Here is a 13,471-nt window from a genome sequence, read left to right as displayed (position 1 = left end):
CTCTGCGGCCCTTTCGCCGGCAAGCCGGCTCCCACAGGGGATCTGTGTAGCCTTTGTGGGAGCCGGCTTGTCGTGGCGACGAACCGCAGCGAAAGGGCTGCAAACGCAGCCCCAATGCGCTACCGGTGGGTGCGGAACCGATCCACTTCCTGGCGCAACTGCCCCGCCAGTCCTTCCAGTTCGCGGGCCGTCGTGGCCAGCTCATTGGCCACATCTCGCTGCTCGCTGTTGGCCTGGGCGATGCTCTGCAGGTTGCGGCTGAGCACCGTCGCGGTGCTGCTCTGCTCCTGGGTCGCGGTGCTGATCACGGCAAACTGCTCGCCCGCCACCCGGCTCTGCTCATCGATGCGCGCCAGGGCTTCGGCCACCTTGTCGTTGCGCGCCAGGCCTTCCTGCATCAGCTGGTTACCCTGCTCCAGCGTGCTGATGGCATGGCCGGTCTGCTGTTGGATGCTGGCGATCATGCCCGAGATCTCGTCGGTGGCCTGGCGGGTGCGCGCGGCCAGGCCACGGACCTCGTCGGCGACCACGGCGAAACCACGGCCCTGCTCGCCAGCCCTGGCCGCTTCGATGGCGGCATTGAGCGCCAGCAGGTTGGTCTGCTCGGCAATCGAGGTGATCACGCCGACAATGCCGCCGATCTCCTGCGAGCGGGCGCCCAAGGTGTCCATCACACTGGCGGTACCGCCCAGTGCTTCGGCGATCTGCCGCAGGGAAACCGAGGCTTCGTCCATGGCGCTGCGACCGATACGGGTCTGCTGGGCGTTGTCGCGGGCCATGCGCTCGGTCCCGGCCATGTTGTCGGCAATGTTCATCGAGGTGGCGCTGAACTCCTCCACCGCGCCGGCCATGCTGGTGATCTCGCCGGACTGCTGGTCCATGCCCTCGCAGGCGCCGGACGACAGGCCCGACAGCGAGCGAGCGCGGCCACTGACCTGGTCGGAGGCGGTGCGGATATGCTCGACCATGGTCGCCAGCGCATCGCCCATCTGGTTGAAGCTGCGGGCGAGCTGGCCGATCTCGTCATGACTGGTGACGCTCAGGCGGGCGTTGAGGTCGCCGGCACCCAGTGCCTCGGCCTGGCGCACCAGGTCACCGAGCGGGCGCAACTTGCGGCGCAGCAGCCAGAGGGTCGCGGCCACGGCCAGCAGCATCGCCAGCAGGCTGCCAATGGCCAGGCGCAGCCCGACGCTCCAGGTCACTTCGCGGATTTCGCCCTCGGGCATGCTTGCCACCACGGTCCAAGGGCCTTCGGCGAACGGCTCGGTGACACTGAACAGCTGCTCGCCGGCACTGCTCCAGAACCGCCCTGCCCCCGGCTTGATCGCCTTGATCGCCTGGGCCGCCGCCTCGCCATCACGCACCTCGGCCGGTGGCACCAGCCACTTGCCCTGCTCGTCCAGCAACGCCAGAGAGCCTGTCTGGCCAATGCGGAAACGCTTGAGGTTGGCGAACTGCGCATTCTGCGCATCGGTGTAGTCGAAGCCGACGAACAGCACCGCGATCACCCGGCCACTGCCATCACGCACCGGCACATAGCGGGTCATGTAGTTCCGGTCGAACAACACGGCGCGGCCTACATAGGTCTGCCCGGCCATCAGTTTCGGATAGGCCGGGTGCTGGCGGTCGAGCTGGGTGCCGATGGCGCGGCTGCCGTCCTGCTTGGTCAGGCTGGTGCTGATGCGCACGAAGTCGTCGCCGCTGCGCACGAACAGGGTCGCGACGCCGGCGGTCATCTGCTGGAACTCGTCGACCTGGTGGAAATCGTTGTTCAGCAGGTGATCACCCAGGTACAACGCGGGCGTCGCGGCGCCTGCGACGTTGACCGTTTCCCCCGCGTGCAGCGCCAGGCCGGTGGCGAATCGGCGCTCGAACAGGCCGCTCAGGCGCTGGGTGTTGTCCTTGAGCGAACCGTGGAAGGTGTCGAGCTGGTCGGCCAGCAGCCGCGCCTCGCTGGCCAGGTGCGCCTGGCGGGTGGTGAGGTTGGCGTCGTCCAGCGAACGCAGGGCGAACAGGGTGCTACCGGTGATCACCAGCGCCAGCACGATGGCGAGGGCGATCCCGAGTTGCGAGGCGATTCGGGCACGCGGTTGAGACATGGCAAGGCTCCTGGCAAGAGGCCGGGATCGTCCTGATCACGCTGACCGCCCGCTTCCTATCAACGGGGAATCGCGTCCTCTTCCGGGACGCTGGTGCAAGTTGATCGGCGTCTGTAGGAAATACTTGAGTACGGGACCGGGATATTCGCAAACGTTTTCTTTCCGTGGCCTTTCGAACGTTGCTAGCCCTGCGCCGAAAGGATCTGCACAGCCGGCAAATCCATCGCCTCCGCCTCCTCCTGCAGGAACACGCTGAGCCTGCGCAACCGCTCCCCGCCTGGCCGGGTCCGTGGCCACACCAGATAGTAGTCCATGCCGCTGGCCACCGCGGTCGGCCAGGGCAGGCTCAACCGCCGCTGCGCCACATCCTCGGCCACCATCAGCAGGTCGCCCATGGAGATTCCGTAGCCCCGCGCGGCGGCAATCATACCCAGCTCCAAGGTGTCGAACACCTGCCCGCCCTTGAGCGAAACCTTGTCGGTCAGGCCCATGCGCGCCAGCCAGGCCCGCCAGTCGCGCTTGTCCGGCGTGGGGTGCAGCAGCTCGATGCCGGCCAGGCGCCGCTCGTCCCAGGGCGCGTCATCAAGCAGGTCCGGTGCCCCCACCGGAATCAGCAACTCGGAGAACAGCCGGCGCACTTCCCAGTCCGCCGGGAAGCTGCCATCGCTGAGCAGCACCGCACAGTCGAACGGCTCCTGGTTGAAGTCGACATGGTCGACATCCATCCAGGCGCTGGTCAGTTGCACCTCGTTGCCCGGCTGCAGATGGCGGAAGCGACTCAGGCGTGCCAGCAGCCAGCGCATGGTCAGGGTCGAGGGGGCCTTCATGCGCAGGATGTCATCTTCACCGCGCAAGGTTTCGCAGGCCCGCTCCAGCGAGGCGAAACCATCACGCACACCGGGCAGCAACATGCGTGCGGCTTCGGTCAGCTGCAGGCTGCGGCCATTGCGCACGAACAGGCGGCAGGCGAAATGCTCCTCCAGGGTGCGGATATGCCGGCTGACCGCGCTTTGGGTAATCGCCAACTCTTCGCCTGCACGGGTGAACGAGCTCAGCCGAGCGGCAGCTTCGAATGCGCGCAGCGCATAGAGCGGAGGCAGTTGGCGGATCATGATGCACCTGTCATACGGGAGCTGGGTCGGTGCGGAGGATCATACAGGCATGAGTCATACTCATGACACTGATCGCATTTATCCTTTTGTGCAAAGCTGACCGAAGCCTCAGAATCGACGGCTCGCTTCCAGAATCATCAACAAGGACCGCCCCCATGCATGTCGCGCCCACCACCGAACTCAAGGCTTTGCTGCGCCTGGCCGGGCCGCTGATCGCCTCGCAGTTGGCGCACATGCTGATGGTGCTCACCGACACCCTGATGATGGCCCGCATCAGCCCGCAGGCCCTGGCTGGTGGCGGCCTGGGCGCGGCAAGCTATTCGTTCGTGTCGATCTTCTGCCTGGGCGTGATCGCCGCGGTGGGCACGCTGGTGGCCATCCGCAAGGGCGCCAACGACATCGAGGGCGTCACCCGCCTGGCGCAGAGCGGCCTGTGGCTGGCCTGGGGCCTGGCGCTGGTCTCGGCGCTGGTGATGTGGAACCTCAAGCCGGTGCTGCTGCTGTTCGGCCAGAAACCGGAGAACGTCGACTCGGCGATGCAGTTGCTGACCCTGCTGCCGCTCGCCCTGCCCGGCTACATGACGTTCATGGCCCTGCGCGGTTTTACCAGCGCCCTGGGCCACTCCACACCGGTGATGGTCATCAGCCTGGTGGGCACGGTGTTCAACTACCTGTTCAACCACGCCCTGATCGAGGGCATGTTCGGCCTGCCCAAGCTGGGCCTAATGGGGATCGGCCTGGTCACGGCGGTGGTGACCTTGGGCATGGCTATCGCGCTCGCACTGTATATCCGCTGGCACAAGGCCTATGCCGCCTACCCGCTGCGCAAGGGCCTGCTGCGCCCTTCCCTGCCGGCACTGCGCGAGCTGTGGCGGCTGGGCCTGCCGATCGGCGGCACCTATATGGTCGAAGTGGGCTTGTTCGCCTTTGCCGCCCTGTGCATGGGCGTGCTCGGTAGCACGGAACTGGCGGCGCACCAGATCGCCCTGCAGATCGTCTCCACCGCGTTCATGGTGCCGACGGGCCTTTCCTATGCGGTGACCATGCGCGTCGGCCTTTATTACGGCGCCGGCAACTTGCTGGCGGCCCGTAGCGCCGGGCGCGTGGGCATTGGTTTTGGCGCATCGCTGATGTTCGCCTTCGCCGCACTGTTCTGGTTGCTGCCGGATGCCCTGGTCGGGCTGTTCATCGACCGCAACGACCCGGCCTTCGCCGCGATCTTCATGCTCGCGGTGCAACTGGTGATGGTGGCGGCGTGGTTCGAACTGTTCGATGGCGTGCAGACCATTGCCATGGGCTCGATCCGCGGCCTGAAGGACGCCAAGACCACCTTCCTGATCGGCCTGGTGTGCTACTGGCTTGTGGGTGCGCCAAGTGCCTGGCTGTTCGCCTTCACCTTCGGTGGCGGTGCACAGGGTATCTGGTGGGGACTGGCCCTGGGTCTGGCCTGCGCAGCGGTGGCGCTGACGTTCGGCTTCGAATGGCGGATGAAGCGGCTGCTGGGCAAGGCTGAGCGTGCACGGCGGGCAGCATTGTCGGTCTGAGACCCCCGGAGCCGCTGCGCGCGCCATCGCCGCGCGGGCGGCGCTCGATTTCACAAGCGCCGCAACTGTATCGCTGAACACTTTGAAGCCAGCATCCATCTAAAACTGTACTACTGTACTGCTATATACCTCACTTCCTGCCGACCATTTCCCTGCCAACACCACAAAACCGCACCAAAAAAGTGCGCACCGGTACAGTTCCCTCAATAACCGGTGCAACAGTCGCTTTCAACAGTTAACTGGCCCATCACAATACACCTGAACTGTACCTACTGTTCTGGACGAGAGAGGAGGAAGATGGGCACCAGTTAAATCACTCCCTAATGCCGCCACAAGCGGAAGGATGACACATCATGGAACGTACCCTCAGTTCCGACCTGGTTTTCGAAAACGCCCAAGCTTCCAACGCCGCCCTGCCGCTGCGCGTCCTGTCCACCCTGGTACTGTGGCAGCGCCGCATGGCCAGCCGCCGCCAGCTGGCGCGCCTGGACTCCCGCCTGCTGGCCGACGCCGGTATCAGCGAGTCGCAGCGCTACGAAGAGCTGAGCAAGCCTTTCTGGCGCTAAGCGCCGGCCGCCGGCCCAGGCCGGCACCGTGAATTCTCAAGAACCCGTCGCAGGCAACTGCGGCGGGTTTTTTGTTTTAAGCCGCGCAGTAGAGCACTTGCGCAGGAAACAGTAACAGTTTTATAAATCTAAAATTCTATAGATACAGTTACGATTTGATTGGTTTTTCGCGCCCAGGCATCAGAACCGCCGCGTGTTACGCTTGTCTTACGCGCCTGGCATATGAAGTACCGTGACGAGCCAAGCGAGCGTCCGATAACCAGAACCACCCTTGACCCTGTGCAGGAGTCCACCAACATGTCCCGTTATCACCTGATTGGCGCCGCCTTGCTGCTGTCCCTCGCCGGTGCCGCCAACGCCACCAGCTTCGTCGTCACCACCGACGCCGTCGTCGGCGCCGTAGCCGCCTCGACCGACGCCACGTCCGATATCTCCTCCTCGTTCCGCGACGACAAGATCGTCAAGGCCGCCCGTGACGATGCCGCCAGCTTCGTCGGCAGCGATGGCGCCATCCGCGGCGCCAAGCTGGAAAGCGCATTCGTGCACATCCGCCAGCAGTTGCCGGCCCTGCAAGCCAGCGATGCGCAGCTGGCCCGCGCCATCCTCGCCATCTGACCCTGCCCTTGCCCCGGATTCACTGGCCCCGAGCCATGAATCCGGGGTAGCCTTCGCAGCCCGAGACAATCGCCACTTCAAAGCCCATGCGTTACCCATTACTTTCTTTTGTCGCCCTGGCCTGCATGAACAGCGCCCAGGCGATGGATGCCACCACCCAGAGCCTGGTCATCACGGGCTACGTCACCAGCCAGGTGACTGCCGCCCCCTTCGACCGCAAACGGATCGTCGCGGCCCGTGACGATGCCGCCATGTTCGTCGCCAGCGACGGCCTGATCCGTGGCGCCCGCCTGGAGGCAGCGTTCGACGCCCTGCGCCAAGACTGCGCCCGGCACTCTGTCGGCGACCGTGAACTGGCCGAGGCGATTCTCGTCCAATAACTACACCCGCTCCCTTGCATTTCCGGAGATGCTCCATGCGTAAACCGCTGATCGCCGCCACCCTCGGCATGCTGCTGCTCGCCGACCTGGCCCAGGCACACACCCTGGTGGCCACCAGCAACATCATCGTCCGCGCCTTTGGCCGATCGATCGACTTCACCTCCGACACCACCACCTCGATCCGCGACTCGAAAGTGGTGCGTGAAGCCCACGACGACGCCGCCAGCTTCGTCGCCAGCAATGGCGACATCCGCGGCGCGCAGCTCGAAGCCGCCTTCGACACCTTGCGCGCCCGCGTGCCCGAAGCCCGCGACGCCAGCGACCAGGTGCTGGCCGAAGCCATCCTCGCCCTGTGAAGCGCATGCGTGCCTGGCTGCTGGGCTGCGCCCTGACGCTGCTTGGCACGCCCGCCCTGGCCGATCTGCAGCTGGTGCTGCAGACCGACGGCCTCGACCCTTCGCAACGGCAGGCCAGCCAACTGCTGCTCGACGAAGCCATGGCCAAGCTGCCACCGCGCTTCAAGCAGCAGCTCGACCGGCAGATCCTGGTCAACTGGACCTCGCGCATGCCCGAGGATGCCTATGGGCAGGCCTCGCCGGTCGCCAGCCTGGATCTCAACCGGCGCCTGCTGCCGGGCCTCGTAGACGGCAGCGCCGCCCGCGAGAAGACCAACCGCCCCCATGGCACGGTCCGCGAAGAACTGCTCGCCACCGTGCTCCACGAGCTGACCCATATCTATGACCGCGCCCGCCTGTGGCCGCAGGCCGAGCGCCAGCTGATCAGCCGCTGCAAGCGCCAGCAGGGCGCGCTTGGCAAGGTCGGCCTGCCGCAGGACTGTCGCGGCCAGGCCGAGCGCCGCTTCACCTTGAGCGACGACCCGCGCCTGCTGGACCTGGCCGGCTGGCCGCAGTACGTCGGCCGGCGCGGCGAGCGCGAGCAGCACAACGGCCAGCTGGTGCGCAGCCCGGATCCCTACGAACTGAGCAGCCCGAAGGAGTTCGTCGCGGTCAACATGGAGTACTTCCTCCTCGACCCGAGCTACGCCTGTCGCCGCCCGGCGCTGAACCAGTACCTGCGCGACCACTTCGACTGGGCGCCACAACAAGACGCCTGCGCCAAGGGCCTGCCGTTCCTCAACGCCGGCAACGACTTCGCCCGCCAACCCTTGGGCGAGATCGACCCGGAGCGGGTCTACGAGGTCGACTACCTGCTGGCCGAAGCCAACCAGAACTGGGTCAGCCGCTGGGGCCACAGCATGCTGCGCCTGGTGATCTGCGCCCCGGGTCGCCCACGCGGGCCGGCCTGTCGCCTGGACCTCGACCAGAGCCTGGTGCTGTCATACCGCGCCTTCGTCAACGATGTGCAGCTGTCCAGCTGGGACGGCCTGGTCGGCGCCTACCCGTCGCGGCTGTTCGTGCTGCCGCTGGGGCAGGTGATCGACGAGTACACCAAGACCGAGCTGCGCAGCCTGGCCTCGGTGCCGCTCAAGCTCAGCCGCGACGAGATCGAAAACCTGGTGCGCCAGGCCGCCGAGATGCACTGGAGCTACGACGGCAACTACTACTTCCTGTCCAACAACTGCGCGGTGGAGTCGCTCAAGCTGCTGCGCAGCGGCACTGGCAATCCACGCCTGAACGACCTGGACAGCATCATGCCCAACGGCCTGCTCGAAGTCATGAAGGGCAGGGGACTGGCTGATACCAGCGTGCTCGACGATCCACGCGAAGCGCTGCGCCTGGGCTATCGCTTCGACTCTTACCGCGACCGCTACCAGGCGATGTTCGAGGTGTTACGCAAGCAGCTGCCAATCAAACAGACGACGGTGGAAGACTGGCTGGCGCTGGACGCCGAGCAGCGCCGCCAGTGGTTCGACCGCGCCGACCTGCGCACCAGCGCGGCCTTGCTGCTGCTCGAACAGGCCGGGCTGCGGCGCCAGCTGCTGCTGGCCCAGGATGAGGTCAAGCAACGCTACCTGAACGGGCGGGCGCTCAAGGACGGCAGTTTCGACAAGGCCAACGAAACCTTGCAGGCGATGCTGGCCAACAGCGGCTTCCTCAGCCGCCCGGCGGAGTTGCTCGGGGCAGGGGGCTATGGCCTGCCGCAGCCGGACGAGCGCAAGCAACTGGAGCAGGTAAGCAGCGAGCGCCAGGCGCAGCTGCTGCGCCTGAGCACCGACCTCGACCAGCAGGTGAGGGCGCTGCTGGGGCCCGAGCGGGGCCGGGAAATCAAGGCGGTGGAGGCCAACATCAAGCAGGTGGGCGAGCACCTGAGGGCGTTGCACAAGGCAGCCGGGGGGTTGCAGCTGCCCTAGTACATGGCAGGTCAGCCTCTATCGCCGACAAGCCGGCTCCCACAGGGATCGCATAACCCTGTGGGAGCCGGCTTGCCGGCGATAGGGCCAGAAGAGGCGGCACAATGCCCTACAGGTTTTCCTCGTCCTCTTCCGGCAACCCCTGATCCACCTGCAACCACGGCAACCGGCTCCCCACCCAGATATGCCGATTGGCCGGCACCCGCTCCGGGTTATCCAGCGTCGCCACGGTCACATCGATCGAATCCGGGCTATGGGTCGTCACCAGCGCCACGTGCGCCCCGCAACTGCCACAGAAATACCGGCTACAGGTTTCCGGCGCCATGTAGCGCTGCGGTGAACCCGCCAACCACTGGAAAGCCTCGAAGGGCAGAGTGACCCAGGTCACCAGAGTGCCCCCGCTGACCCGCCGGCAGATCGAGCAATGGCAATGGGCGACATCGCCCAGGGCGCCCGACAAGCGATAACGCAGGGCACCGCAATGGCACCCGCCTTCTACGACATCCACCATCGAAACGACCTCCCGTCGCCTGGCACCAGCCGAAAGCTGGCTGAAAGCTTGCCCACATAGGATAGCGCCACCACCGGCAGCAGACCGGCCAGCCAGGGCACCCGGAAACTTCCGCGCCCCGGCCCAATCAACAACAACAATGGTGATTCTGATGTTTTCCTGTGCCCGCCTTTTCGCAGTCCCCCTCCGCCTGCTCCTCGCGCAGCGCCTGACGCGCTGATCCGCCCGAATCGTCCTTCCTTTCGCCGCGCCACGCCTGGAGTACCGCCATGCTGACCTTCCTCGGCTTCGCCATGGTCATCACCTTCATGTACCTGATCATGACCAAGCGCCTGTCGGCCTTGATCGCGCTGATCCTGGTACCGATCCTGTTCGCCCTGTTCGGCGGCTTCTACAGCGACATCGGCCCGATGATGCTGCAGGGCATCAGCAAGCTCGCGCCCACTGGCGTGATGCTGATGTTCGCCATTCTCTACTTCGCCCTGATGATCGACTCCGGCCTGTTCGACCCGGCCGTGCGCAAGATCCTCAAGCTGGTCAAGGGCGACCCGCTGAAAGTTTCGGTCGGCACCGCGGTGCTGGCCCTGGTGGTGTCTCTGGACGGGGACGGCGCCACCACCTACATGATCTGCTGCGCCGCCATGCTGCCGATGTACAGCCGCCTGGGCATGAGCCCGCGGATCATGGCCGGCCTGATCATCCTCGCCGGCGGGGTGATGAACATGACGCCGTGGGGCGGCCCTACCGCGCGCGCCGCCAGCGCCCTGCACGTGGACCCTTCGGACATCTTCGTGCCGATGATCCCGGCCATGGCCTTCGGTGTGCTGGCGATCCTCGCCATCGCCTACTGGTACGGCCTGCGTGAACGTGCCCGCCTCGGTGAACTGCACCTGCCGACCGACGACATCGACCACAGCGAAATCAGCGTGTCGCAGTTCCCGGAAGCCCGCCGGCCCAAGCTGCTGTGGTTCAACGGCGCCCTGACCGCCGCGCTGATGGTCGCGCTGATCGCCGGCGTGCTGCCGCTGCCGGTGCTGTTCATGATCGCCTTCAGCATCGCCATGATCGTCAACTACCCGTGCCTGCAGCAGCAGAAGGACCGCATCGCCGCCCACGCCTCCAGCGTGCTGGCCGTGAGCGGGCTGATCTTCGCCGCCGGCATCTTCACTGGCATCCTGTCGGGTACCGGCATGGTCGATGCCATGTCCAAGAGCCTGCTGGCGGTAATCCCGGAAGCGTTCGGCCCCTACATGGCGGTGATCACCGCACTGGTCAGCATGCCGTTCACCTTCTTCATGTCCAACGACGCCTTCTACTACGGCGTGCTGCCGGTACTCTCGGAGTTCGCCAGCCACTACGGCGTCACCCCGGTGGAAATGGCCCGCGCGTCGATCGTCGGGCAGCCGGTACACCTGCTCAGCCCGCTGGTACCCTCCACCTACCTGCTGGTGGCCCTGGCCGGCATCGAGTTCGGCGATCACCAGCGCTTCACCCTCAAGTGGGCAGTGCTGGTGTGCCTGTGCATAATGTTCGGCGCACTGGCACTGGGGACTTTCCCACTGTTCAGCAGTCTGTAATACAAGCGCCTCATCCAACCGCAAAGCGCCCTCCATCAGGGCGCTTTGCCTTTACCGCTCGAAGGAATACACATGGAATGGCTGACCAGCCCGGAAATCTGGGTTGCCTTTTTCACCCTCACCGCGCTTGAGATCGTGCTCGGGATCGACAACATCATCATGATCTCGATCCTGGTCAGCCGCATGCCCAAGCACATGCAACCGCGCACGCGGATCTTCGGCCTGGCCCTGGCCATGGTCACGCGGATCATGCTGCTGCTGTCGATCACCTGGGTCATGCGCCTGACCGACGACCTGTTCCATGTGCTGGGCGAGGGTATCTCCGGGCGCGACCTGATCCTGTTCTTCGGTGGCCTGTTCCTCCTGTGGAAAAGCTCCCAGGAGATCTATCACGGCCTGGAAGGCGAGGACGAGAACCCCGACGAGCCGAAAGGCGCGGGCGGCAAGTTCTTCTACACCATCATCCAGATCGCCATCATCGACATCGTGTTCTCCCTGGACTCGGTGATCACTGCGGTGGGCATGGTCTCCCACGTGCCGGTGATGATCGCCGCGATCATCGTCGCGGTACTGGTGATGATGCTCTGCGCCGGCACCATCAGCGACTTCATCGACAAGCACCCGTCGCTGAAGATGCTTGCACTTTCGTTCCTGATCGTCGTTGGTACCGTGCTGATCGCCGAATCTTTCGATGTGCATGTGCCCAAGGGCTACGTCTACTTCGCCATGGCTTTCTCGCTGGCGGTGGAGGCGATCAACATCCGCATGCGCACGGCGATGGCTCGCAAGAAGGGCAAGGAGCACGATCCAGTGAAACTGCGCAAGGACATCCCGGGTCAATAAGCCCAGGAAGCGCGGTAGCGAAAGGGCCCTTCGGGGCCTTTTTTGTTGCCGACGCTGAGGCCAGAGCATGTTTCAAATACGTTTCACCCATGCCAAGCTGGCGCCAGCCAGGCAAAACAACTAAAGCTTCAGTGAGCACTGGAAAAAACAGCCCACCCCCGGGCCAGGCTCACCGCTGCACCCATTGGCCCCGCCCAGGGGCATAGAAGAAAAGGGGGCCCGACCATGCTGACCCTGCTCAATCTGCTCTCCGCCGTGGCGTTGCTGGTGTGGGGCACCCATATCGTGCGTACCGGCATCCTGCGGGTCTATGGCTCGAACCTGCGCCGCGTGCTCGGCCAGAACATGAACAAGCGCCCGCTGGCCTTCATCGCCGGGATCCTGGTCACCGCCATGGTGCAGAGCAGCAACGCCACCGCCATGCTGGTCACCTCGTTCGTCGGCCAGGGCCTGATGGCCATGACCCCGGCCCTGGCGATCATGCTCGGCGCCGACGTCGGGACCGCGCTGATGGCGCGGGTGTTGACCTTCGACCTGTCCTGGCTATCGCCGCTGCTGATCTTCCTCGGGGTGATCTTCTTCCTCTCGCGCAAGCAGACCCGCGCCGGCCAGCTGGGCCGCGTCGGCATCGGCCTGGGCCTGATCATCCTGGCGCTGCAACTGATCGTCCACGCCGCCGCGCCGATCACCCACGCCCAAGGGGTGAAGGTGCTGTTCGCCTCGCTCACCGGCGATATCCTCCTCGACGCCCTGATCGGCGCGCTGTTCGCCATGATTTCCTACTCCAGCCTGGCCGCCGTGCTGCTCACCGCCACCCTGGCGGGCGCCGAAGTGATCAGCCTGCCGGTGGCCATCGGCCTGGTGATCGGTGCCAACATCGGCAGCGGCCTGCTGGCCTTCCTTACCACCAGCCTGCAGAACAGCGCCGGGCGCCGGGTGGCGCTGGGCAGCCTGTTGTACAAGGTAGTCGGCCTGCTACTGATCATCCCGGTGCTGCACCCGCTGGTGGCCTGGATGGACAGCCTGAGCTTCAGCCCGCAAGAGCTGGTGATCGGCTTCCACCTGCTCTACAACACCTTGCGCTGCCTGCTGATGCTGCCAACGGTCAAACCCATGGGCCGCCTGTGCAGCTACCTGCTGCCCGAACGCGACAACGGCAATGGCCACCACCAGCCACGCCACCTGGACCCGACGGCGCTGAACACCCCCAGCCTGGCGCTGGTCAACGCCGTGCGCGAGACCCTGCGCCTGGGCGATATCGTCGACAACCTGCTCGAGGCCATGCTTGGCGCCCTGCGCGGCACCCAGACAGCCTTGCCGCAACAGGTTCGGGCCCTCGGGGAGGATGCCGAGGCGTTGTACAACGCCATCAAGCTGTACCTGGCGCAGATGCCCCGTGAGGACCTCGCCGAGCAGGACAACCGGCGCTGGGCAGAAATCATCGAGGTGGCGATCAACCTCAAGCTGGCCAGCGACCTGATCGAGCGCATGCTGCGCAAGGTGCAGCAGCAGAAAACCTCGCAGCGCCGGGAGTTCTCCCAGGTCGGCCTGGAGGAGTTGACCGGCCTGCAGGAACAATTACTGGCCAACCTGCGCCTGGGCCTGTCGGTTTTCCTCAGCGCCGACCCGCAGAGCGCGCACCAGTTGCTGCGCGAGAAACGTCGCTTCCGCGCCCAGGAGCGGCGCCTGGCCCACGCCCATGTCAGCCGCCTGCAACGTAAAGTGGTGCAGAGTATCGAGACCAGTTCGCTACACTTGGAGCTCATTGCCGACATGAAGCGTTTGAACTCTTTGTTCTGCAGCAGTGCCTATGTGGTACTGGGCGGCACCGACACCGGCGGGCTGATGCTCGACAGCGTGCCGGACGAAGCCCGCCAGCCTTGAGCCAAGACACCCCGGAGACCGAAGCTCGC

General features: G+C 65.3%; 12 protein-coding genes. 9 read left to right on the top strand and 3 right to left on the bottom strand.

Annotation, left to right across the window (positions count from 1 at the left end; all coding sequences use genetic code 11):
* Window positions 1-119: 119 nt before the first annotated feature.
* Window positions 120-2,099: a methyl-accepting chemotaxis protein gene (locus AAHK21_RS14205; protein ID WP_367857560.1), complete on the bottom strand. Its 1,980-nt coding sequence runs from the start codon at window positions 2,097-2,099 to the stop codon at window positions 120-122.
* Window positions 2,100-2,281: 182 nt separating this feature from the next.
* Window positions 2,282-3,211, bottom strand: coding sequence for a LysR substrate-binding domain-containing protein (locus AAHK21_RS14200; protein ID WP_046853649.1), 930 nt, complete (start codon window positions 3,209-3,211; stop codon window positions 2,282-2,284).
* 155 nt (window positions 3,212-3,366) lie between these two features.
* Between AAHK21_RS14200 and AAHK21_RS14195 the strand changes: the two genes are divergently transcribed.
* The 6 genes from AAHK21_RS14195 (at window position 3,367) to AAHK21_RS14170 (ending at window position 8,627) form a co-directional block, all read left to right on the top strand.
* Window positions 3,367-4,755, top strand: a complete 1,389-nt coding sequence (locus tag AAHK21_RS14195; protein ID WP_038707124.1) for a NorM family multidrug efflux MATE transporter — start codon at window positions 3,367-3,369, stop codon at window positions 4,753-4,755.
* A 353-nt stretch (window positions 4,756-5,108) separates the two neighbouring features.
* The gene (locus AAHK21_RS14190) at window positions 5,109-5,321 is read left to right on the top strand and encodes a DUF1127 domain-containing protein (RefSeq protein WP_011531561.1); all 213 of its coding nucleotides are present in this window, start codon (window positions 5,109-5,111) and stop codon (window positions 5,319-5,321) included.
* Between the two features lie 297 nt (window positions 5,322-5,618).
* Window positions 5,619-5,936 (top strand): DUF2388 domain-containing protein, encoded by a 318-nt coding sequence (locus AAHK21_RS14185; RefSeq protein WP_046853647.1) that lies wholly within the window; start codon window positions 5,619-5,621, stop codon window positions 5,934-5,936.
* Window positions 5,937-6,022: 86 nt separating this feature from the next.
* Complete coding sequence (locus AAHK21_RS14180) at window positions 6,023-6,316, top strand: DUF2388 domain-containing protein (RefSeq protein WP_367857559.1); 294 nt, start codon at window positions 6,023-6,025, stop codon at window positions 6,314-6,316.
* Between the two features lie 35 nt (window positions 6,317-6,351).
* A complete protein-coding gene (locus tag AAHK21_RS14175) occupies window positions 6,352-6,672 on the top strand; it encodes a DUF2388 domain-containing protein (RefSeq protein ID WP_011531558.1) in 321 nt (106 codons plus the stop codon).
* Entirely contained in the window at window positions 6,669-8,627 is a 1,959-nt protein-coding gene (locus tag AAHK21_RS14170; protein WP_367857558.1) for a DUF4105 domain-containing protein, read from the top strand. Before AAHK21_RS14175 ends, AAHK21_RS14170 begins: the two co-directional genes overlap by 4 nt.
* A 109-nt stretch (window positions 8,628-8,736) precedes the next feature.
* Here AAHK21_RS14170 and AAHK21_RS14165 read toward each other — a convergent pair whose 3' ends face one another.
* Entirely contained in the window at window positions 8,737-9,138 is a 402-nt protein-coding gene (locus AAHK21_RS14165) for a GFA family protein (protein WP_367857557.1), read from the bottom strand.
* A 269-nt stretch (window positions 9,139-9,407) separates the two neighbouring features.
* Between AAHK21_RS14165 and AAHK21_RS14160 the strand changes: the two genes are divergently transcribed.
* The 3 genes from AAHK21_RS14160 to AAHK21_RS14150 all read left to right on the top strand — a co-directional run bounded on the left by AAHK21_RS14160 (window position 9,408) and on the right by AAHK21_RS14150 (window position 13,442).
* A complete protein-coding gene (locus AAHK21_RS14160; RefSeq protein ID WP_046853643.1) occupies window positions 9,408-10,715 on the top strand; it encodes a CitMHS family transporter in 1,308 nt (435 codons plus the stop codon).
* A 72-nt stretch (window positions 10,716-10,787) separates the two neighbouring features.
* Window positions 10,788-11,558: a TerC family protein gene (locus AAHK21_RS14155; protein ID WP_023629725.1), complete on the top strand. Its 771-nt coding sequence runs from the start codon at window positions 10,788-10,790 to the stop codon at window positions 11,556-11,558.
* A gap of 225 nt (window positions 11,559-11,783) precedes the next feature.
* Window positions 11,784-13,442 (top strand): Na/Pi cotransporter family protein, encoded by a 1,659-nt coding sequence (locus tag AAHK21_RS14150; RefSeq protein WP_367857556.1) that lies wholly within the window; start codon window positions 11,784-11,786, stop codon window positions 13,440-13,442.
* Window positions 13,443-13,471 lie beyond the last annotated feature (29 nt).

Source organism: Pseudomonas sp. TE50-2 (assembly GCF_040813665.1).
GTDB lineage: Bacteria > Pseudomonadota > Gammaproteobacteria > Pseudomonadales > Pseudomonadaceae > Aquipseudomonas > Aquipseudomonas soli.
Note: the sequence above shows the minus strand (reverse complement) of the source record. Positions and strands in the feature narration are given on the sequence as shown.